Origin of the sequence: Pantoea sp. GL120224-02 (genome assembly GCF_900215395.1) — a bacterium.
GTDB classification, from domain to species: Bacteria; Pseudomonadota; Gammaproteobacteria; order Enterobacterales; family Enterobacteriaceae; genus Pantoea; species Pantoea communis.
Map to the genome: position 1 here is coordinate 83,268 of NZ_OBEC01000010.1, position 20,030 is coordinate 103,297.

Annotated in this window: 23 protein-coding genes; 12 read left to right on the forward strand and 11 right to left on the reverse strand. The window is 52.2% G+C overall.

The window, feature by feature from the left end; all coding sequences use genetic code 11:
* Positions 1–3 precede the first annotated feature (3 nt).
* Both CRO33_RS18110 and CRO33_RS18115 read left to right on the forward strand, forming a co-directional pair.
* Positions 4–1,500, forward strand: a complete 1,497-nt coding sequence (locus tag CRO33_RS18110) for an aldehyde dehydrogenase (protein ID WP_097119096.1) — start codon at positions 4–6, stop codon at positions 1,498–1,500.
* A gap of 224 nt (positions 1,501–1,724) precedes the next feature.
* Complete coding sequence (locus tag CRO33_RS18115; protein ID WP_097119191.1) at positions 1,725–2,426, forward strand: GntR family transcriptional regulator; 702 nt, start codon at positions 1,725–1,727, stop codon at positions 2,424–2,426.
* A 67-nt stretch (positions 2,427–2,493) separates the two neighbouring features.
* On the opposite strand, the gene CRO33_RS18120 is transcribed toward CRO33_RS18115, so the two are convergent.
* The gene (locus CRO33_RS18120; protein ID WP_058960931.1) at positions 2,494–2,739 is read right to left on the reverse strand and encodes a DUF2543 family protein; all 246 of its coding nucleotides are present in this window, start codon (positions 2,737–2,739) and stop codon (positions 2,494–2,496) included.
* Between the two features lie 13 nt (positions 2,740–2,752).
* Positions 2,753–3,235, reverse strand: coding sequence for a cold-shock protein (locus CRO33_RS18125; protein WP_064511353.1), 483 nt, complete (start codon positions 3,233–3,235; stop codon positions 2,753–2,755).
* Positions 3,236–3,437: 202 nt separating this feature from the next.
* Between CRO33_RS18125 and CRO33_RS18130 the strand changes: the two genes are divergently transcribed.
* Positions 3,438–4,136: an RluA family pseudouridine synthase gene (locus tag CRO33_RS18130; RefSeq protein WP_097119097.1), complete on the forward strand. Its 699-nt coding sequence runs from the start codon at positions 3,438–3,440 to the stop codon at positions 4,134–4,136.
* Between the two features lie 15 nt (positions 4,137–4,151).
* Here CRO33_RS18130 and CRO33_RS18135 read toward each other — a convergent pair whose 3' ends face one another.
* The gene (locus CRO33_RS18135) at positions 4,152–4,691 is read right to left on the reverse strand and encodes a DUF2058 domain-containing protein (protein WP_097119098.1); all 540 of its coding nucleotides are present in this window, start codon (positions 4,689–4,691) and stop codon (positions 4,152–4,154) included.
* 94 nt (positions 4,692–4,785) lie between these two features.
* Positions 4,786–5,136, reverse strand: a complete 351-nt coding sequence (locus tag CRO33_RS18140; RefSeq protein ID WP_045815627.1) for a DUF1304 domain-containing protein — start codon at positions 5,134–5,136, stop codon at positions 4,786–4,788.
* 259 nt (positions 5,137–5,395) lie between these two features.
* On the opposite strand from CRO33_RS18140, the gene yajD reads away from it, so the two are divergent.
* Entirely contained in the window at positions 5,396–5,743 is a 348-nt protein-coding gene (gene yajD / locus CRO33_RS18145) for an HNH nuclease YajD (protein ID WP_034824111.1), read from the forward strand.
* 63 nt (positions 5,744–5,806) lie between these two features.
* Here yajD and CRO33_RS18150 read toward each other — a convergent pair whose 3' ends face one another.
* On the reverse strand, positions 5,807–6,478 hold the full coding sequence (locus tag CRO33_RS18150) for a DUF3313 domain-containing protein (protein ID WP_097119099.1): 672 nt from the start codon (positions 6,476–6,478) through the stop codon (positions 5,807–5,809).
* 172 nt (positions 6,479–6,650) lie between these two features.
* On the opposite strand from CRO33_RS18150, the gene CRO33_RS18155 reads away from it, so the two are divergent.
* Positions 6,651–6,872, forward strand: a complete 222-nt coding sequence (locus CRO33_RS18155; RefSeq protein WP_097119100.1) for a hypothetical protein — start codon at positions 6,651–6,653, stop codon at positions 6,870–6,872.
* On the opposite strand, the gene CRO33_RS18160 is transcribed toward CRO33_RS18155, so the two are convergent.
* Together CRO33_RS18160 and CRO33_RS18165 are read right to left on the reverse strand one after the other, a co-directional pair.
* Complete coding sequence (locus tag CRO33_RS18160; RefSeq protein ID WP_097119101.1) at positions 6,860–7,480, reverse strand: TetR/AcrR family transcriptional regulator; 621 nt, start codon at positions 7,478–7,480, stop codon at positions 6,860–6,862. The two genes, CRO33_RS18155 and CRO33_RS18160, sit on opposite strands and share 13 nt — an antisense overlap.
* A 100-nt stretch (positions 7,481–7,580) precedes the next feature.
* Positions 7,581–8,453, reverse strand: a complete 873-nt coding sequence (locus tag CRO33_RS18165; protein WP_097119102.1) for an EamA family transporter — start codon at positions 8,451–8,453, stop codon at positions 7,581–7,583.
* 68 nt (positions 8,454–8,521) lie between these two features.
* On the opposite strand from CRO33_RS18165, the gene CRO33_RS18170 reads away from it, so the two are divergent.
* Positions 8,522–9,043, forward strand: a complete 522-nt coding sequence (locus CRO33_RS18170) for a MarR family winged helix-turn-helix transcriptional regulator (RefSeq protein ID WP_097119103.1) — start codon at positions 8,522–8,524, stop codon at positions 9,041–9,043.
* 356 nt (positions 9,044–9,399) lie between these two features.
* The gene (locus CRO33_RS18175; protein ID WP_097119104.1) at positions 9,400–10,719 is read left to right on the forward strand and encodes an NAD(P)/FAD-dependent oxidoreductase; all 1,320 of its coding nucleotides are present in this window, start codon (positions 9,400–9,402) and stop codon (positions 10,717–10,719) included.
* Between the two features lie 47 nt (positions 10,720–10,766).
* Here CRO33_RS18175 and CRO33_RS18180 read toward each other — a convergent pair whose 3' ends face one another.
* The gene (locus CRO33_RS18180) at positions 10,767–11,618 is read right to left on the reverse strand and encodes a Vmh family MBL fold metallo-hydrolase (protein WP_097119105.1); all 852 of its coding nucleotides are present in this window, start codon (positions 11,616–11,618) and stop codon (positions 10,767–10,769) included.
* Positions 11,619–11,738: 120 nt separating this feature from the next.
* Here CRO33_RS18180 and CRO33_RS18185 point away from each other — a divergent pair, with 120 nt between their 5' ends.
* The 3 genes from CRO33_RS18185 (at position 11,739) to CRO33_RS18195 (ending at position 14,585) form a co-directional block, all read left to right on the forward strand.
* Positions 11,739–12,617, forward strand: a complete 879-nt coding sequence (locus tag CRO33_RS18185) for a LysR family transcriptional regulator (protein ID WP_097119106.1) — start codon at positions 11,739–11,741, stop codon at positions 12,615–12,617.
* Positions 12,618–12,685: 68 nt separating this feature from the next.
* On the forward strand, positions 12,686–13,369 hold the full coding sequence (locus tag CRO33_RS18190) for an O-methyltransferase (RefSeq protein WP_097119107.1): 684 nt from the start codon (positions 12,686–12,688) through the stop codon (positions 13,367–13,369).
* 127 nt (positions 13,370–13,496) lie between these two features.
* Complete coding sequence (locus CRO33_RS18195; protein ID WP_255253294.1) at positions 13,497–14,585, forward strand: dienelactone hydrolase family protein; 1,089 nt, start codon at positions 13,497–13,499, stop codon at positions 14,583–14,585.
* A gap of 4 nt (positions 14,586–14,589) precedes the next feature.
* Here the strand turns inward: CRO33_RS18195 and CRO33_RS18200 are convergent, their stop codons facing one another.
* Entirely contained in the window at positions 14,590–15,564 is a 975-nt protein-coding gene (locus CRO33_RS18200; RefSeq protein ID WP_097119108.1) for an AEC family transporter, read from the reverse strand.
* 91 nt (positions 15,565–15,655) lie between these two features.
* Here CRO33_RS18200 and CRO33_RS18205 point away from each other — a divergent pair, with 91 nt between their 5' ends.
* Both CRO33_RS18205 and CRO33_RS18210 read left to right on the forward strand, forming a co-directional pair.
* Positions 15,656–16,543 (forward strand): LysR substrate-binding domain-containing protein, encoded by an 888-nt coding sequence (locus tag CRO33_RS18205; RefSeq protein ID WP_097119109.1) that lies wholly within the window; start codon positions 15,656–15,658, stop codon positions 16,541–16,543.
* Between the two features lie 314 nt (positions 16,544–16,857).
* A complete protein-coding gene (locus CRO33_RS18210) occupies positions 16,858–18,195 on the forward strand; it encodes a DUF4105 domain-containing protein (protein ID WP_141399033.1) in 1,338 nt (445 codons plus the stop codon).
* 17 nt (positions 18,196–18,212) lie between these two features.
* On the opposite strand, the gene CRO33_RS18215 is transcribed toward CRO33_RS18210, so the two are convergent.
* A complete protein-coding gene (locus CRO33_RS18215) occupies positions 18,213–18,926 on the reverse strand; it encodes a substrate-binding domain-containing protein (protein WP_097119110.1) in 714 nt (237 codons plus the stop codon).
* Positions 18,895–19,965 (reverse strand): ABC transporter substrate-binding protein, encoded by a 1,071-nt coding sequence (locus tag CRO33_RS18220; protein WP_097119111.1) that lies wholly within the window; start codon positions 19,963–19,965, stop codon positions 18,895–18,897. The genes CRO33_RS18215 and CRO33_RS18220 overlap by 32 nt, the downstream gene beginning before the upstream one ends.
* Positions 19,966–20,030 lie beyond the last annotated feature (65 nt).

Genomic DNA, 20,030 nt, shown 5'->3' on the forward strand with positions numbered 1-20,030 from the left:
CGCATGAAACAGGTACAAACGCTGAGCGATGTGGTGAACGTGGCGCGAGAACTGCGGTTCCCGGATCAGGCGTTCATTAACGGACGTTTTACTGCGCCGGTCTCCGGCAAAACACTGGAAACCACCAATCCTGCTACGGGTGAGATTCTGACGCACATCGCTGCTTGTGAAAGCGCGGATGTGGACCTGGCGGTACAGGGCGCACGTAGCGCGTTTGAGTCAGGCAGCTGGAGCCAGCTTCATCCCGGCGAGCGCAAAGCCGTATTACTCAAGCTGGCTGACTTGCTGGAAAACGAAGTCACGCAACTGGCGGTAATGGAAAGTCTCGACAGCGGCAAACCGGTTAGCGAATGCCTGGCAGTGGACGTGCCAGAGACGATTCACGTGATTCGCTGGTATGCGGAAGCCATCGACAAGCTGTACGACCAGACCGCGCCGACCGGCAACGGGGCGATGGCGATGATCGTTCGTGAGCCGATTGGTGTGGTGGGCTGCGTGCTGCCATGGAATTTCCCGCTGCTGATGCTGGCGTGGAAAATCGGCCCAGCGCTGGCTGCTGGCTGCTCGGTGATTGTGAAGCCGGCGGAGCAAACTTCGCTAACGGCATTGCGCGTGGCTGAACTGGCGCATGAAGCGGGTATTCCAGCCGGCGTGCTCAACATCGTCACCGGTACCGGGAAAGAGGTGGGGGAACCCATCGGCCTGCATCCTGATATTGATATGGTGAGCTTCACCGGTTCAACGGCGACCGGACGCCGTTTCCTGCACTATTCCGCGGAATCGAATCTGAAGAAGATTGTGCTGGAATGCGGCGGGAAAAACCCGGCGCTGGTGTTCGATGATGCCGAAGATCTGGCCAGCGTTGCCGCCAATGTGTTAAACGGCGCATTCTGGAATATGGGTGAAAACTGTTCTGCAACTTCCCGACTGCTGGTGCAGGAAGGTGTGAAGGATAAACTGCTCGCTCAGATCGCGGAGCAGATCGGTGAATGGCGTATGGGCAATCCGCTGGATCCAGAGAATCGTCTGGGTACCATGATCACCACCGATCATTTCTGCAAAGTCAGTGACTATCTGAAAACCGCGCGCAAAGAAGGATTACGCATCATTCAGGGCGGATTCACCGATCGCGGTATTTACGTGCAGCCGACCATTGTGGATGGCGTGACGCCGAAAAGCGCACTGTTCCGCGAGGAGATCTTTGGGCCAGTGCTGTGTATCACCACCTTTAAAACGGAAGCCGAAGCCATCGCACTGGCAAATGACACTGATTACGGTCTGGCGGCATCGGTTTACACTGGCAAACTAAGCCGTGCAATTCGCGTATCGCGTGCAGTCCGTGCGGGAACGGTGACGGTCAACTGTTTCGGTGAAGGTGATGCAACCACGCCATTTGGTGGTTATAAACAGTCTGGTTTTGGTGGACGTGATAAATCTGTATACGCACTTGATCAGTACACCGAGCTGAAAACCATCTGGATTGATGTGCCTGCTGAGTAAGCTTAATGCCCGCCACGGATGGCGGGTATGCCCTGGAAATAGGATAATTCTCTGCAGATGATGACTCGTTTTTTTCTTCTGTAACTCCTTGTAATATCATCATTCCCTTTTCTGTGATCCACCGCAGAATGCAAAAAATATCCCATAATTATTTTTGCTGTATACACACTTTTTCTGTAGGTTAAGCAGGAATCGCATGCGGAATGTCATCACAGGAGGTCACTTTGAGATCGGGAAAAGCAGCGTTATACGAAGATTTAAAACGCCTTATTTTGACCATGGAACTGGACCCAGACGAGTTGCTGGATGAAGCCAGCCTGACGGGACAATACGGTTTATCTCGCACGCCTGTGCGTGAAGTTTTCCAGCGACTGGCAGGAGAGGGTTACTTAGAAATCGTCGAAAAACGCGGCGTGCGCGTCATCCCGATGAGCCATTCCACACTGCGCAATTTCTTCCTCGTCGCACCGATGATCTACGCCGCTACCGGTCGCCTGGCGGTACAGAATTTTAAACCTTCCCAGCTTAAATCGCTGAAAGAGACGCAAAAGCGCTTCCGTAAAGCGGTGCAGACGCGTGATGCCGAAGCGCTGGCACTGGAGAACAATCGTTTCCATGAGATCATGGGCGAGATGGCAGCCAATCCCTATTTACAGCCCAGCCTGGGCCGTTTACTGATCGACCATTGCCGCATCGGCCACACCTTTTTCCGCCCGCAAAATGAAGACATGGAACGCCGCCTGCAGCTAGCCGCCGAGCATCATGATGCCTTTATCAGCGCGATCGAAGCGCGAGATGAGCAGAAGGTGGTGGATCTGGTGTTCGAACATTGGGAACTGTCACGCGAAAATATGGAGATCTTTATCGCGCCGCAGGGGTTGAAAGCGGACGATCTGGTGCAGTCACAGGAAGGGAATAAGTTGTAGTTTCAGGGTTGTCGATTTTGACATGATAAGGCGGCTGCAAGCCGCCTTCAGACGGGAGGGGTGAAGCTTACTCGTTGCCCCACTCATTCAAAAAGTTAGCAATCTCATCGATTCGCACCGCTTGAATACCCGCTTCACGGGCCATCTCTTGCTGCGACTCTTCGCTAATCTCTTCGTTATTGCTAAGACGAGTCAGTAACAGCTGGAAGTAGTGCGCCAGTGCATCGAGTTCTGCTTCGCTCACATCGTGTTCAGATTCCGACGCGTATTCTTCAGCAATGTCATAATACTTCAGTGGAATATTGTTATTCATTATCAGCTCCCCTTTAAACTTTGAGCATTTTCACTGCGGCATCAATGTCGATCTCATCTTCAGTAAAGATCAGCGTCGTCCCCTGGAAAGTGGTCACCGCCAGTTTTTTTACTGAGCGCATTTCATCAGGCTTAACGTCTGTCTTGGGTTTGATGTTGTTCATCAGAAGGCCCACCGACAGAACGGTGTTTTCTTTATCAATGCGGGTATCAACCGGCTCTTCTTCACTGTAAACCACGAAGGATTTAATCGATGTGAGCTTCAGACGCTCACCGGCGATAAAGATGTATTTGCTGTCCGGTATCACTTTCACCGAAAAGGCCGATAAACCTTTGTTATTGGTGGTCGGTTCGAACGTCACTGCCGCGTCTTTTTTAATCAGATCAGGGTTGGCGACCTTAATCACATGGAAATAACGGTTGTCTCCGTTTTCATCTTTGATAAATCCAAAACCTTTGTCTTCAAACCAGGTTGTGATCGTTCCGTTCATCGCCATTACCGCCTACTTAATCGTTAATCTAATCAGTTTTTTGCAGCGCGCAGTGTAAAGCACATTGCCTGCGTAGACTACGCCTTTGCTGTAAGTCTGGACGATAAATTTCTGCTGTGCGAGCGTGAGCCTGTGAGAAGAGAGCAAAATTCGTCAGCTCGCTGAAAATTGGTTATCATCCGCACCCACTTCCCAGCCTGGCAGTCCGATGTCCACCATTATCGATACTTTTATAGCTCCGCCGTGTTCTGAAGAGATCTCGATTCTCTATCAGGATGAGCATCTGGTATTGATCGATAAACCCACGGGGCTGCTCAGCCTTTCAGGTAAAAATCCGCAAAATCTGGATTCCGTGCATCACCGGTTGGTGAAGTTATTCCCCGGCTGCACCTTAGTGCATCGCCTCGATTTCGGGACATCCGGATTAATGGTGGTGGCGCGCAACAAAGCGATCAACGCCTTGTTGTGCCAGCAGTTTAGCCAGCGCAGCGTGACTAAAATTTACACGGCGCTATTGTGCGGACATCTCAACCATAATGAAGGGTTGATTGACGCCTCGATAGCAAAAGACCCGGCGCTGTTTCCGTTGATGTCGATTTGTGCCGAGACGGGGAAACCTGCGCGTTCGCGCTATCAGGTAATAGAACGCTTAACTCGTGAAGGGGATAATGGCGTGATATTGCCGGTTTCGCGGGTGCAGCTATTGCCAGAGACGGGCCGCACCCATCAATTGCGTATCCATTGCCAGCAATTGGGCCATCCGATTCTTGGCTGTGATCTGTATGGCGGGTTACTGCAGCCGGGTACGGAAAAAACACCCCGGCTGATGCTGCACGCCAGTGAATTGCATTTTGTCCATCCCGTGAGCGGGGAGATCATCACTGCGCGTCATGCCAGCCCGTTTTGACACGGGCGGCATGTATTACCACATCAAATCATCCGGCACTTTGAAGTCCGCGTACGGATCGTCTTCATCCTGCTCTTCCTGACTCAATGCACTGTTCAATACAATGCTATCTGCATCACGCTGCGCAATTTTATCAGCCACGCTGGCGGGAATAATCGCGTATTTGCTTTCGCCACTGCTATCCGCCGCCAGGCGCGCAATCGCCAGACGGCCATTGATCAACTGTGTTTGCGTGGTCTTATCCACACTGATCTTTTTAATTAGGTTGCTATCGGTGAAGTTGAAATCAATCGTCCCTTTGGCAATGGTGATCGCGTTCATTTCGATCAGTTGCTTAACCTGTGCTTTGTACTCTTTGGACAAAGTGGCTTGCTTCTGCTGCTCACTTAGCTGCTTATCACGCTCAATTTGCGCTTTTTTATTCTCTTCCACCGCTTCACGCGCTTCACGTGCCTGCACACGAGACTTCTTGGCAGTGCGCTGCACTTTGGCCATTTTCTTGGTGGAAACTAATCCAGCTTTGAGCATCTGCTCTTGTAAGGTGAGTTTTGTCATCTTCGTCTCTAAAATCCGTTAAAACCTGGCCGGATTATACCTCTAATGCGAAGGCTGATCACGGCGAGGTTTGAGATCCCGATGAATCGACCTATCAGCGCAGGAGTAATGCCAGCAAGGCAATCAGAGCGGGAAGGGCCTGCACATAGAGAATTTTTCGACTGGCGGTCATCGCGCCGAAGATTCCGGCAATCAACACACAGATGAGGAAAAACAGAGTGACAGGCACACCGTTTTCCCCCAGCCATAACCCCCAGAGTAAACCCGCCGCCAGAAAACCGTTATAAAGGCCCTGATTGGCCGCGAGTACACGGGTTTCGCGCGCAAAGTCGACGCTGAGTTTGAAGGCTTTCCGGCCGGTTTTCGTCTCCCACAGAAACATCTCCAACACCAGAATGTAGATATGAATCACGGCGACGAGAGCAACAAGGATATTGGCTAACACGTGAGTCCTTATTTTCAATTAAGATTATTTAAAATAAATTTTTTTGGATTAAAAACAGGCCACAAAATTGGAATAATTCACTCTTAAACAATTCGACAGAGCGAAAAGGATAATCCATTTAGAGGTCTGGAGCATCATAACTCACTGTAGATGCTCTAAATGACTTGATTGCTATCAGCATACTCTTCTTCAATTCGGTTTTGCGCTATATTGGCAGCACTAACACCCGAATATCTCTGCGAAACAGGTAACATTGGCAATGGCTCTGATCCCGAAAAACTATGCGCGGCTGGAAAGCGGCTACCGTGAGAAAGCATTAAAAATCTATCCGTGGGTTTGTGGACGCTGCTCACGTGAATTTGTTTACTCCAATCTGCGTGAACTCACCGTGCATCATATCGATCACGATCATACTAACAACCCGGAAGATGGCAGTAACTGGGAGTTGTTGTGTCTTTTTTGTCATGATCATGAGCACTCTAAGTACACCGAAGCTGACATGTACGGCACCCGAGTGGTGGCCGGGGAAGATGCACAGAACGATGTAGAAGCAGCAACCTACAATCCCTTTGCTGATTTAAAATCGATGTTAAATAAGAAGAAATAATCGGCACTGATCATTGATGCTGCCAGCATGCCGAACAGAGGCTGGCAGCCTTTACCGTTTGATTTACTGGCGTAACTTCTCTAAAAGTTGCTCAGCCCCTTTATCAATTCCTGTCTCTGCTGCACTAAGTGAACCAAAAGTCGCACCCACGTTCATCGCATTTGGATATTGTTCCGCAACGTACGCCAGTAAGAGTTCGTTTGATGCCGCATCTTTCACCTCCACGGCGAAATTCACGTAGCCACTCATCAAGCCACGTCCTCCACGTACCGACTGAACGATATTGTATGGGCCGCCGGCTAAATCAAACTTTGTGAATGTACCAATCACTTGCGGCGTGGTATCGGCGCCGGTCAGCGTCAGTTTCAATTTGAGCGCAGGAGCCGCCCCGGCAGGGGGATTGGTGATGAATTTCTCCGCTAGCACGTCTTCAAACTTCTTACGCATATATTCAGCGAGTTGACGACGATCATCCACAGACAAGTCATTGAATTGCGCATCATTGCCGCTGTAAATGTCGACCGGTTCAATGCTGATGCTGCGATATTTGCTCCAGTCTACGGGAGCGGCATAACGAAAGGGAATGCGATCGCTATCGTCAGACGTATTCGGCGACATGCGTGATGCTGACGCGATACCAGCATATTTCACCGGGCTGGTAGAGGAACAACCGACAGCGGCAAAAGCGGCCGCTAATACAAGGCTACGACACAACGGGCTGAACAAACGACTCATCTTGATACTCTCCGATAGAAGACATAAATGGACTGTACGGTTTAGTTAATATCAGTTAGCATAAATCTGTCAAGAAGAGGTTTCAGGGTGTGACATCGTGATGCGGGGGCTGAGAGGTGAGTGCAAGACGTTCGTTAGTGTCGGGTGAAAGAGTTAACGGAAACTATGCAGGATGATGGCCGTATTAGCGGCAATTTTGCTATTGCTCTTCCGCGCCATCCGCAATTTAGGCGAGATACTTCATCTCTGGCAATTAGGTATAAAACGAGGCGGGTTTTATGCCGTCAGGGTTTGGGGCGCGCGCCGCAAACCCTTATTGATGCTGCTGGTTATCGACACCATTGTGGTGGTGGCGCTTATTTTCATTCTGTCAGCCAGAATTCAGATGTTGTGACCAGCACCTCTGAGGAACAACGAAACGGCGTTTTGCACCATAGTCCTCACCTCACTTTTGGTATAATTCGGCAACGTTCGCTGAAGGAATAATTCATCGACTTCAGCTTTTACTAACGCTGAAAATTGTTTGGCGCGTAATGCCGGGCTGCCGCCGATCAATTCCCCGCTGGCGATGTGATGCTCCATTACCGCCGTCAGGGCGTTCATACTCTCACGCACCCCGGACTCATGAAAAAGCGCGCCGATATCGGAATAGCCCGCTTCACCGACCACCATTCTGTACAACTGCAGAGCCTTCCAGTCTGATGTCAGCGCGCCCAGCATACCTTCACCAAAACGCTGTAACTTCTCACTTAACAACAGGGATTGAGTCTCCGGGTGGTTAAGTTCATCAGCCGCACGCATCAGAAAATTTGTACTAAAACATCTGACAACGGCTTCAAACAGGCTCTCTTTAGAAGCGAAGTAATTATAGAGTGTCGCCTTCGAGCAACCGGCCTGCTTTGCAACGCTATCCATTGAAGCTCGCTCATATCCTTGTTCCAGGAACACGGCTGAAGCGGCGTTGATAATGTCAGTTCTCTTTTGTTCGGTTAGCGTGCGCATCACTCTCTCCTTTGTCGGCGATAAATATTAACAAAACCGGCTGGTTCATTAAAGGAAAGAGGATAGTGGATTCGTCGTCTGGAAAATGACGAGTGAAACTTTAATTGCCACGAAGGGATGTGCGCTGCACAAGCAACACGCTGATTAAAACGATGACCAGTCCGACAAAAGCCGTACCGCTCATCACCTGAGATAGCACTATCCAACCCAGCAGCACGGCGGTGATCGGGCTGAGTAATCCGAGCGATGCCACCGCAACGCTGGGCAGGCGGCCAATTCCCCTGAACCACAACCCGTATGCCACAAATGCACCGGCCAGGGAGAGATAGGCATAAGCGGCCCACTGCGGCAGCGTCAGTGTGGGCAGTGGGGCGTCAATCAGCCACGCTGCGGGTAGCAACATTATTCCACCCAGTATCAGCTGCCAGCCGGTGAGGGCCATCACCGGCAAATCCATTTTCCAGCGGCGTGTCAGCCATACGCCTGTGGCCATACAGGTCGCGCCCAACAACGCTGCCACAATGCCGACCGGTTCGAACACTGTTTGCGGAGAGAGTAATAGCAAGGCCATCCCGACAACCCCGGCCAGCGCGGCCCATAAAGTGATTCTCGCTGGCGCCCGATGTTCAACTCCCCATGCCAGTAACATCACCAGCAGCGGTTGTATCGCGCCCAATACGGCAGCAAGCCCGCCAGGCAGCCGATAGGCAGCGACAAACAACAGTGCCTGGAAAACACCGATATTCAGCGCACTAAGAATAATGAGCCGTCCAATATCACGGCTGGCGGGCAGGCGACGAGTGAACAGCAACATTAATACCCCTGCCGGAAGTACCCGAATCAGCGCCGCCGTAAAAGGGCGATCGGGTGGCAGAAATTGTGTTGTGACGATGTAGGTTGATCCCCAGATAGCCGGGGCCAGGGCAGTCAATATCACGTCACGCCAGTACGAAAGAGAGAAAGAGGATTGCATCATTTTGCCTTTATCTTCAATTCAAGATAAAATTAGTGTGTCCACCAATTACCTTGAAGTCAAGATAAATGAATGATCAAACTGAAACCCGATCTGATGCCGTCGATCTCATCCTTCAGCAGTGGCAGCGCGAGCGGCCAGATTTAGACTGCAGCCCGATGGGGCCGATTGGACGTCTCAAGCGTTGCACGGCGCTGATTGAACAGCGACTTGAAGAGGCCTTTGCCGAGTTTGAATTGAGCATGTGGGAGTTTGATATGCTGGCAACACTGCGCCGTGCCGGAGCACCTTATAGTTTAAGTCCTACCGAGTTGTTTTCGACGCTAATGGTCACCTCGGGCACCATGACGCATCGCTTAAAACGCCTTGAATCCAGAGGGCTGATTACCCGACAGGTAAATGCAGAGGATGCGCGAAGCATGCTGGTGCAATTAAGTCAGGACGGGCTGGCGTTAATTGACCGTGCGGTAGAAAAACACGTGGATAACGAAAGAAAAATTCTGTCTGGGCTCTCTCCTGAAGTGCTGATGGCACTGGATAGCCACCTGTCGGGTCTATTGCGATCGCTTGAAGGATCCCATCAGCGCTAATTGCCCCATTCTCACGCGTCAGCGCTGTGACGGTGTATTGGAGATTCCCCTTTCAGTCCACCGAAATTTAATTCAGGTCCGGTGCTGTGGCGTAAGTTGAGCACGCCGGATCCCTCTAACACATTCTTGCTAATCCCCGCGCCTGGACCCCCGATTTTTTGCGATCCATAACACAATCGTATCGTGATCATATTGACAACATTTCATGAGATTCAGTAAAACTTTATACATCAGGTATACATGATAAATACCCGTGAAATTCATTAAATACTTACGCTTTACACCGCTAAAAAACCCTACGTTGTACGGGCAATCCGCCAGTACAAACAATGAAAACGTGTATTGGAGTAACGGAATTGCAAAAGATCACCTCACTGCCTGCCGATGATTCGATGCCGGGTTGGTTTCATACCAGTGCCGCTCGTACGCCACGCCCGGCGCATATTGGTCAGAAAAAAACACGCTTCGCGATTGTGGGGGCGGGCTTAACGGGCCTGGCGGCTGCGCGACAATTAGCGCTGAATTTCCCCAATGATGAAGTGGTGCTGATTGAGGCGCAGGAAGTGGGATATGGATCGGCAGGACGTAACGCCGGTTTTGCCATCGATGTACCACATGATATCGGCGCGAAGGATTATATTGGCGACGTCACCATTGCGAATAAAGTCCTCAAGCTGAATACATTAGGGCAAAACTATCTGCGTCAGATTGTGCAGGAACACGGCATCGAATGTCAGATGACCGAATCCGGTAAATATCAGGCATCAGTCGGTGAGCAGGGCACGGCGATTCTCGAAGCCTATCGTAGCGGATTGGCAAAGATCGGGCGCGAATCCGAAATGATCTCGGGTAAAGATCTGCCGGATCACATTGGCACTTCTTATTACAAGCAGGCGCTGTTTATTCCCGGCACCATCTTGTTGCAGCCTTCAGCATTGGTAAAAGGTCTGGCGGATAATCTGCCCGCGAACGTCACGCTGTACGAGTACACACCCATCACGTCGATTGACTACGGTGACAAAGTGACGTTGGTGCATGACAAAGGGAGCATCACCGCTGATACGTTGATCCTGGCTAATAACGGTTTTGCGTCGCACTTTGGTTTCCTGCAGCGCCGTTTGCTACCGACTTTCCTTTACGGCAGCCTGTCACGTCAGTTGACTGAAGAAGAGCAGGCACGATTGGGTGGCAAAGCGGTGTGGGGGGTGATTCCGGCGCATCCGTTTGGCAGCACCATTCGTCGCACAGTGGATAATCGTATTCTGGTGCGCAACAGTTTTAGTTTCCATCCGGATGGACGACCACGCGAGAAATACCTTAAGCAGTATCTGGAAAACCATCGCAAATCGTTTGAACGCCGTTTCCCGATGCTGCCGCAGGTGGATTTTGAATACACCTGGAGCGGCGCGATCTGCCTGTCAGAAAACCACGAAGGCTTCTTTGGCAAACTGGCACCGAATGTTTATGGTGCGCTGTGCTGTAACGGATTGGGCATAACGCGCGGCACGGCAACCGGCAAATTGATTGCCGATATGATCGCCGGTGAGAAAAACGAACTGATCGATTTCCTCACCCAATCACCGGGTCCAAACCGCACGCCAGCTGAGCCTTTCCTTTCGATTGGCGTGAACTCGGTGTTGAAGTGGGGCCAATACCGCGCAGGCATGGAAGTATAAGAAGGAAATTGCCGCCAGCATTAATGGCGGCTTTTACCCTTGGCTGCTTACCACTTCATCTCACCAGTATTCACTTTCGCACTCAGTTCCAGTGAACTTTCATCCGGCAGATTCGGATAGGCTTTTTTCATCGCCTCAATCACTTCTGCTGATCCCTTGTGCTGCTGGAGTGCTTTTTCAAAACTCTGCAGATAGTTAAGGGTAAATGTCACCGCGCCATCGCCCGCCGGACGTGAGCCAATGTAGTGTCCTGGAATGACCACTTTCGGTTTAAGCTGCTGAATTTCTTTGAGCACGCTGCGCCACTGCTCACGGCTGGCTGGCGTTTGCGTATCTGCGGTCCAGACGTGGATGCCCGCTGCCACGGCGGTGCCCCCCAGCACGGCCTTATTGGCTGGGATCCACAGATAAGCGGATTTATCCCCCGCATGGCGCAGTTCAATACGTTCACCATCCACGCTAAACGAAGTCTGATGGGTGATCTCCGGTACATAAAGTTGGGTAGGCGCACCACCCGGCATTTTCGGGCCCCAGTACGCTAACTTGGCGGCTTTGGTAGCTTCGATATGCTCAACCACCGTCGGTGCTGCGACAATTTTCACCTGAGGGAAGGCTTTGACGATGGGCTCGAGACCAAAGTAGTAGTCAGGGTCACCGGAGGTAACCAGGATTTGCGTGAGTTTTTTGCCGCTGGCTTTGATCATCTCCACCAGTTTCTCGCCGTCTTTCGGGCTGAACTGTGCATCGACCAGCAGCGCTTCGTGTGGCCCGGTAATCAGCGTTGACGATACCGGAAACACACCTTGTTCCTGCGGATTGTAAACTGCCAATTGCAATGGGGCAGCAAACGCCGGGCCAGCTGCCAGTGCGAGCACCAACGTCAGTGACTTCATCTTCATCTCATTTTCCTTTCAGTGCCAACATGGCTGGTAAGCACATCATTGTAAGGATTTTTCTGTCTGCTAGAATTCCCGCAAATAGAGATGATCAGTTTCATAAAACGATCAGATGGAGAGCAGATGGACAGAGTCACAGCCGCTTCAGTATTTAATCGCATTTGCGAACTAGGCAGCCTGAGTGCCGCAGCGCGGGCGCTGGATATCTCACGGCCAATGGTCAGCCGTTATCTGGATGAAATGGAGAAATGGGCAGGCGCACGTTTACTACACCGTTCATCACGTCGCTTGACCATTACCCCGGCCGGGGAAAAAGTGCTGGAGAAAACCCGCATGCTGGCACGGCTGGCCGATGAGATAACCGGACAGGGCGAACCGGGAGAACCGCAGGGCACATTACGCGTCGCCTGTGCGCACTCCACCGCGACCCATATTCTGGGGCCGATGATCCCGGCATTTCTGGCACGCTATCCACTGCTGCGCATTGAGTTAGAAATCAACAACCAGCCGGTGAGTTTAGTGGGAGAACGCATCGATGTGGCGGTGAGGATCACGGAAAATCCTGAACCGGGCGCAATTGCCCGCCGTCTTGGCGAATGTGCTTCGGTGGTGTGCGCATCACCCGATTATTTGCGCAAGCATGGCAATCCTGAAACGCCGCAGGATTTGAGCCAGCATAATTGCCTGCACTATAGCCGCTTTGCCGGGCAGAGTTGGCAGTTCAACGATGCCAATGGCGATGCACTGAGCACAGCCGTGAGCGGAAATTTCAGTGCCGGCATCTCATCGGTATTGTGCGATGCCGCCATCGCCGGATGTGGGCTGGCCATGGTGCCAGAAATGGAGGCGCGCGCCGGGATAGCAAACGGTCAGTTGCAATGTGTACTGCCGGACTTTACGCCAAAAACCCTCGGCATTTATGGATTGTATATGTCGCGCGAACGCCAACCCGCCGCGCTGCGACTGTTTCTTGATGCGGTGCAGCAACAGCTGGCTTCATAAATACATTACGCATATCGTCATACAGTTGTGCTATGTCTTGAGAATCTGACACGCAAGGAGAACTCAAGATGCGCATACCCGACTACCCCTCGCAACATAATGAACAGTGGGCACAAGTCGATAATTACTTTGCAAACGCATTGGCAGCCGAGGATGTGGCGCTGAAAGCTGCATTAGCGCATAACGCTGCTCAGGGCTTACCGGTGCACGATGTTTCGGCATTACAGGGCAAATGGCTGGCATTGATGGTGACGATTACAGGTGCAAAGCGCGTACTGGAAATTGGCACATTAGGGGGATACAGCACAATCTGGATGGCTCGGGCTCTACCGGAAAACGGCCAAATTATCACGCTCGAATTCAATCCCCATCACGCTGAAGTGGCCCGTCACAACCTGGCGTTGGCACGTGTTCACGATCGCGCAGAAGTGATAGTGGGCGCTGCATTGGATAGCTTGCCGATGCTGACTGCGCCGTTTGACCTGATCTTCATTGATGCCGATAAAGTCAATAATCCTCACTATCTTCACTGGGCATTGAAACTTGCTCGTGTTGGGACCGTGATCATTGCAGACAACGTGGTACGTGGAGGGGCGGTAGTCGTTGCTGATAGTGAGGATCCTAATGTCAGCGGCCTGCGTGAGTTCGTCGATATGATCAACCAGGATAATCGATTGGAAGCCACGGCACTGCAGACGGTTGGCGAAAAAGGCTGGGATGGACTGATCATGGCGGTGGTGAAAAGTTTGTAAGCGCTAAATGGGTGATAGTATCCCTCAGCAAATATCACTGAACGTTAATAATGGAGTGTTAACTGATGCGCCACTGGGTACTGACTTTGTTCTCATCTTTGGTTTGATGGGAGGGAGTCACTTTGGCTTGCCAGCACAGACAGCCGGCGCTACGCAACTCGCGGGATTGATACGTGAGCCGCTCTCATTAACCATAACCTTCCCCAACGGGCAACGCGCGGTGCTGGATGCTTATGTCACACGACCAGACAAACCCGGTGTGTTTCCTGTTGCACTGATCACCCACGGCACCGATGGCAGCGAGCAGAGCGATCGCCAGCATCTCACGCCGAACCGTTTCTCAGCTGCCGCCATCACCTTTGCCCGACATGGTTATGCCGCTGTGGTGGTGATGCGACAGGGCTATGGTCAATCCACCGGCCACAACGATTATCAAGGCAACAGCTGCGCCCAGCCGCAACATGCTCTAGCAGGGAAAATGGCACGAGACGATATCCTTGCTGCACTGACGGCGATACGGGTACAGCCCTGGGCGGCAAAACATCAAGCGGTGCTGGTCGGCCAATCATCTGGCGGATTCAGCGTGCTCGCCGCCAGTGCCCTGAATCCACCGGGTGTACAGGCTATCATCAGCTTTTCAGGTGGACGCGGAGCCATGGGTGAGGGCCAGGTTTGTGATAAAACCTCACTGCTGGCGACGCTGAAATCTTATGGTCAAACCGCACGAATCCCAACACTCTGGCTTTACACTGCCAATGATCAGTCGTTTTCACCCCAGCTTGGCGAGGAGATGTTCAAGGCTTACCATCACGCAGAGGCTAAGGGTAAGCTGATCACTCTGCCGGCTTACGGTAACGATGGGCATGATTTACTGATTTCAGCACCGGAAGGATTCTGGTGGCGCAGCGTCTCGTCGTTTCTAAGCCAGCAACATTTGCCGAGCCATGGAGTCGTGTCCCTTGCTGAGGCCGAGCTTGCTGCACCGGCAGGATTAACGTCATCAGGTCTACAGGCTTTCAAACACTATCTGTCAGATCGCGGCTATGAGAAAGCGTTCGCGACCAACGGCGAAGGTGTGTGGGGCCGCGCCCACTGGGCTCGCACCCAGCAGGATGCAAAGCATGAAGCTCTGGCAAATTGCGAGCAGTATCGTGAGAAGGAAGAAGCGGCGTGCACCATTTACGCCGCTGGAGATCAACGCCCAGCGGCGAAATGACGCGCTAGGCGATGGGCGTGACTTGCATAAAGTGCATGATCGCCACCAGTGTAACGATCGACAGCACCGTGGAGATGAGGATCGCGCCAGAAGTGATTTGCGCATCACGCCGATAATACTCAGCCAGCATAAAGGGCCCGGTGCCGGTGGGCAGTGCCGCCAGCAGAATCGCCATGTTGGTGAGATCCTGCGGCAGGTGAAACAGCCAGACGGCTAAAATCCAGGTCAGCAGCGGCTGCATCACCAGCTTGGCCACCACGACCAGGCCCACCGTGGTGAAACTCATTTTCGCCGCGGTGGGCAATTTGCTGGCTTTGGCTTTTTGTCGGCTGGCTAGAAACACCCCTAAACACACCAGCGCGCAAGGGCTGGCCGCACCGCCGAGCAGTTTCAGGAAGGTTTCAACGCTGCCGGGCATGGTCAAACCCGCGCTGGAGCAAGCTGCCCCCAACAGCGGTGAGATAATCAGCGGGTTCTTTAAAATGGCGCGCAGTACTTTAATCGCCAGTCGATGAAATTCACGTTCACTCTGCAAACCAATCTCGATCATCGCGATGGCAATCGCGAACAGGATACACGCCACCACAATAGTCGCCGTGGTGGTGGGGATCAGGCTGCTTTTACCAAAAATCAGTAACAACAGCGGAAAACCCAGATAACCGGTGTTGGGATAGGCGGCGGCAACGCCATCGACGCTGGCATCGGCAGTGGATTTGCCTTTGAATTTTTGGCAGGCAAAGACGATAACAAATGAGGCGGCGCAGGAGAGGGCAAACGCCCAGAAGAATCCCGGTTGATAAATGGTGTGCCACGGCGTGTGTGCCATGATGTCAAACAGCAGCGCAGGCAGCGCAAGCCATACCACAAATTTATTCAGTTCCGTCGCCGAGGTTGGCCCTAATACACCTAGCATGCGGCAAGCATATCCCGCCACAATTAAGCCGAAAACCGGCAAAAGAATCAGAAACGTCGCTATCATTGTGTCCTCCCAGTAAGCTGAAGGACTCTAGTGCCTTTAGTGATGCAGATCCAATAGCAAATTTGGCCGGGATTGATACGGAAAATGAATCATGCTTGATATGAAGCCGCTGCGGTACTTTATCGCGCTGGCAGAAGTGAAAAATTTCCACCGTGCCGCGGAGCGTCTGCATCTATCACAGCCGTCCTTAAGTCGTCACATCGCTGCACTGGAAAAAGCGGTGGGTACACAGCTGGTGGAACGCAATACGCGCCAGCTAATGCTGACGCCCGCCGGTGAGAGCTTCTACCAGGATGCACGTAAGATCCTCGAATCACTCCAGCAGGCGCAACAACTGGCGCGTGACACCGCCGCGGGCAAATCGGGTTTATTGCGCGTGGGTTTCACTATGTACTCTGCACATAGCGTGATCCCGGAGTATGTGCGATTGATTCGCCATCACTTCCCCTACATTGCTCTGGAGTTGGAAGAGGCGGTCACTGAAGACCTGCCGGATAAAGTGCTGGCAGGTGAAGTCGATTTAGCGGTACTGGTGGAAGGAACTGCACGCGTGGGCATGCAGACATTGACCGTGTTAACCGAGCCTTTATGTGTGGCCATGTCGCGCACACATCCTAAAGCGAGAAGTCGGAAATTGCAGATCGAAGATCTGCGCGACGATCCTTTTGTGATGACCTCCGCCAGCGCCGGGAGCCGATTAACCGCGGTAATTATGGATTATTGCCGGGCTCATGGTTTTGAACCGATGGTCAGTCTGCAGGTTCGTCTGCAACACACCATGCTTAGCCTGGTCAATGACGCTAGCTATGTGGCATTGGTGCCTTCATCTGTTCAACAACTCAAAATGGATGGCATCGTCTTCAAACCGCTTGCGGATGCGCCGCAGGTTAATCTTGCCGTTGCCTGGAGCAGCGATAACCGCAATCCCTGCCTCAACAGTTTTATAAAACTGCTGATTCAACGACACGCAGCAGTGTGAAACCTACGCCAGCCGCATAATCCTCTGCGGTGCGATAACTACAATGAATTAAATCAATAAGTTAAGATGGGCGGGCCCTGCGAGTCAGTGGCGGTTTCAGCCTGAAATCGCCACAAATTCAGCATTGTGTTGTTCAAAAAATAAGCCAATATTTACTTTATCGTTAAGCCAATTTTAATCTTCACCACGTAGAGTGCCCTCACAGTCACAACCATCAGTAAACGAAGTCAGAATTGCCGAGGCGTAACAGAACTCCTGTTAGTTGCCCGCGTCTATAGACCGTGCTGAGCTGTGTTATCCGCTGGAGAGTACCTTTGCTGCGACTATTATTTCTGTTGATGGGTGGACCGGCGCTAAGAGCGGGTTGGCCTTATCTGACCGGGCTGGGCCTGCTGTGTGCTGGTGCGAGTACCGGGATCCTGATGGATCTGTTGCAACATGGAAGTTTATCGTTCCCCTTGCATGTGTTAGGGGTATTCCTTGCGGTCGAAGGGCTGGCGGAAGCAGTGAGTGCAATCTATTCGCCTGCCGGCATTGCCTGGCCACCTTTGATGAAATCTGCAGGGCTGATGCTGTTTGGCCTGTTGGTATTCATTGCACCGCATGACAGCAGCCTCTGCTTCTCACTGGGTTTTGCCTTGATTTTTCTGCTGGATGGCGGGTTCCGTGTCATTTCATGCAGCCTGATGCGCTGTCGGCGATGGACGCGGAAATTCAGCCTCGGATGCGCGGAAATCCTGTTTAGCCTCCTGATTGCCATCCATTGGCCGCTGGCTCCGCATGTGATCGTGCCGCTGTGTTTTGCACTTCTGCTGGCGGGATGGGGCATCAATCTCTTGTTTATGGGAGCGCAAATTCATGCGCTGCCAGAGAATACCAGTGTCACCGCACTGCCTCTCTTTACCCGCAAAGGGCTGCGTGCGCCGCATGGATTGAATTATGAACATCCGCCGCTGCAGGCTGGGCATACCAGTGTGCCGCTCAATGTCTACATCTGGACGCCGTTGGGTTCGGGCGATGTCGCTGGACGTCGTCCATGGTTTGACCGTTGGGTCGCAGCGATTGACCATCGCGGTAAAGTATCTACCGGCCATACATCGTTAGAGATGGGTAATGAACTCTATATCAGCCTCTACCCGGTTGATGACGTTTCACGCAGCTTGCGCGGTTTCCTGCAAACGCTGCGCGCAAAAGAGGAGTTCGACGTTGAGGGTTGTTTGCTGCCATCGCTGGAAAGTGAAATCAAAAGATGGTGCCGCCCTGATAAACGTCTGGTTCTTACGCACTACAATCAGGCAGCCTTGCGCAATTACTGGCGGGCGAATTCAACCGATACCCGCTATAACCTCACATCACGTAACTGTTCGACCAGCGTAATGCAGGCGCTGGACGTTGCTACTGAAGGCTTGTTGGGTGAACACGGTTTGAAAGGGCTTTGGGTCATCCTCAACCCCGATTTTTGGTTGTTGAGCCTGGTACGCAGCCGCGCAGAAGGCATGACGTGGACGCCAGGACTGGTGATGGATTACTGCATTTTGCTGCGCCGTGTGCTGGAAACTCAACAGCGAACCAGCCGCTATCGCAAAATCATTCATCGTTTAAGAGTCGAACTGCTCGGCGCACGCATGGTCGTGCGCAGTTTGTTACGTTGACCGTTTTTGAACAGCATTCAGGCAAAACCATTCTGTTGCAGAATGGCTCTGGCCGCTGTTGTACTGAGAAAGGCGGCAAGGGGATTAGCAGAGTGGGTGAAAGTCGCCCATCCATATTCTGCCTGAATGTTGAACGGTTCCGGGATGCTCAATACCTGCAAATGCGGATGATTGATTAGACGTGGAGCATAGCTGGCGTAACCAATGAAGAGATCTGCGTGCTGTTGGTCGATTAACCATTGTGCTGCCAGTTCGCCCGTGGGGACAGCCAGGCTATCGATGCCACCCACCAGCTGACGCGCGCGCTGTTTCAACCTTTCACCGCAGCCTGGATAAACCTGTCCGATATTGTCAAACAGCTGCCAGGTGTAATCGCCGGAAGGGTCGCTTAACGGCGTCGATGTTGCCAGCCGCAGGTCGTCACGTTGTAAAAGTGAAAGCCAGGTGTCGTTTTCGGTGACAACGTCACTTCTAGTGGTCAAACATAAGCTGTTAGCGGCAAATTTGCCGGTGTGCATTGCCAGACCGCGCTGTAACAGCGTGGCCGGGTGCTGAAGATTGGCGGAGGCAAACAAATCGCATTGTGCACCTTGTTCAATCCTCAGCCGAAGTAAGCCAGCAGGACCAAAGTGGGTGTCGGTCGTCAGGCCAGACTGATGATGAAAGGTTGTCATCAGATCCGGCCAGACACCCCGCAGGCTACCGGCTGCCAGAATGTGTAGCGTTGTCATGATAGGCGGTCCGATAAAAATGCTGATACCAGCGATCAGCCTGCTGTTGCATATCAATATCGCGGAATTTTTCCGGATAGAGTTTTTTCGCCATCCAGAGCTCGCCCAAGCCGATAGCTTCTGGCATCGGATAGCCCCAGGCTTTGGCATATTCCGGCATCAGCCAGACCCGATGATGCTTCACCGCGTCAATGGTGCGCCAGCGTGGATCTTGTTGGATCTCATCCACCACTTGAGGATAGCGATCCTGGACAAAAATCACCTGAGGATTCCACGCCACAACTTGCTCCATGCTGACTTGCTTGAAACCCTGAACGGTCGATGCCGCAACGTTGTAGGCGCCCGCGTGCAACATCATCAAACCGGTGTATTTGCCAGAACCATAAGTGGTGAGGTCCGGATTGGCCATGTAAGCACGAACACGCTGTTGCTCAGTTAAACCTTGCAGACGATCGCTCACCAGTTTACGTCCGGCAAACGCCGCGGCAATCAGTTCTTTGGCCTGTTGCTGCTTATTCACCACCTCACCAATCAAGGTAATCCCTTCTTTGATGCCGAGATCGTAAGCTTGATTCTCATTCTGCATGCTGGGGTTAATCTTGCCTTGTTCCCCTGCATCGTCATGGCGTAAGGAAATAGCCAATACCGGAATGCCCAGCGCCGAAATCTTGTCAATCATCTCTTTTGGCGCGTAGTTAGTGACAAAAACCACCTGCGGATGCAGCGCCACCAATTTTTCTAAATCCACATGGGTCAGATCGCCCAGCATGGCTTTCTGTGTCAGTTCAGGCACCAGCTGCGCGTAGCCATCACCCAACTGTTGCTTCCAGTTCGCGAGGATGCCGACGATATTATCGGTCGCGTTGAGTTGCACCAGCAGGTTCAGCGTTTGGTGCTGTAGCACCACCACGCGATCGACCTGATCGGAGATCGTCACCTGACGACCAATTTGGTCGGTCACCACACGGCTGGCGAAGGTGTTCAAAGAGGTAAAGGTGAGTAAGCCCGCCAGAATCATGCGGTTAAGCGTTGTGTTCATGAGTTATCCCTGCAGCGTAATGCAACGGATTATATAGCGCTAATTGGCAGGTGCCTATGACTGTT

What these genes read in the sequence shown, in the direction of transcription:
- CRO33_RS18160 (WP_097119101.1), bottom strand. Translation starts at nt 7,480, where the DNA reads ATGCGCACGCTAACCGAACAAAAGAGAACTGACATTATCAACGCCGCT.
- CRO33_RS18220 (WP_097119111.1), bottom strand. Translation starts at nt 19,965, where the DNA reads ATGAACACAACGCTTAACCGCATGATTCTGGCGGGCTTACTCACCTTT.
- CRO33_RS18110 (WP_097119096.1), top strand. Translation starts at nt 4, where the DNA reads ATGAAACAGGTACAAACGCTGAGCGATGTGGTGAACGTGGCGCGAGAA.
- CRO33_RS18155 (WP_097119100.1), top strand. Translation starts at nt 6,651, where the DNA reads ATGATGGCCGTATTAGCGGCAATTTTGCTATTGCTCTTCCGCGCCATC.
- CRO33_RS18200 (WP_097119108.1), bottom strand. Translation starts at nt 15,564, where the DNA reads ATGATAGCGACGTTTCTGATTCTTTTGCCGGTTTTCGGCTTAATTGTG.
- CRO33_RS18180 (WP_097119105.1), bottom strand. Translation starts at nt 11,618, where the DNA reads ATGAAGATGAAGTCACTGACGTTGGTGCTCGCACTGGCAGCTGGCCCG.
- CRO33_RS18130 (WP_097119097.1), top strand. Translation starts at nt 3,438, where the DNA reads ATGTCCACCATTATCGATACTTTTATAGCTCCGCCGTGTTCTGAAGAG.
- CRO33_RS18190 (WP_097119107.1), top strand. Translation starts at nt 12,686, where the DNA reads ATGCGCATACCCGACTACCCCTCGCAACATAATGAACAGTGGGCACAA.
- CRO33_RS18125 (WP_064511353.1), bottom strand. Translation starts at nt 3,235, where the DNA reads ATGGCGATGAACGGAACGATCACAACCTGGTTTGAAGACAAAGGTTTT.
- CRO33_RS18150 (WP_097119099.1), bottom strand. Translation starts at nt 6,478, where the DNA reads ATGAGTCGTTTGTTCAGCCCGTTGTGTCGTAGCCTTGTATTAGCGGCC.
- CRO33_RS18215 (WP_097119110.1), bottom strand. Translation starts at nt 18,926, where the DNA reads ATGACAACGCTACACATTCTGGCAGCCGGTAGCCTGCGGGGTGTCTGG.
- CRO33_RS18185 (WP_097119106.1), top strand. Translation starts at nt 11,739, where the DNA reads ATGGACAGAGTCACAGCCGCTTCAGTATTTAATCGCATTTGCGAACTA.
- CRO33_RS18205 (WP_097119109.1), top strand. Translation starts at nt 15,656, where the DNA reads ATGCTTGATATGAAGCCGCTGCGGTACTTTATCGCGCTGGCAGAAGTG.
- CRO33_RS18120 (WP_058960931.1), bottom strand. Translation starts at nt 2,739, where the DNA reads ATGAATAACAATATTCCACTGAAGTATTATGACATTGCTGAAGAATAC.
- yajD (WP_034824111.1), top strand. Translation starts at nt 5,396, where the DNA reads ATGGCTCTGATCCCGAAAAACTATGCGCGGCTGGAAAGCGGCTACCGT.
- CRO33_RS18135 (WP_097119098.1), bottom strand. Translation starts at nt 4,691, where the DNA reads ATGACAAAACTCACCTTACAAGAGCAGATGCTCAAAGCTGGATTAGTT.
- CRO33_RS18170 (WP_097119103.1), top strand. Translation starts at nt 8,522, where the DNA reads ATGAATGATCAAACTGAAACCCGATCTGATGCCGTCGATCTCATCCTT.
- CRO33_RS18165 (WP_097119102.1), bottom strand. Translation starts at nt 8,453, where the DNA reads ATGCAATCCTCTTTCTCTCTTTCGTACTGGCGTGACGTGATATTGACT.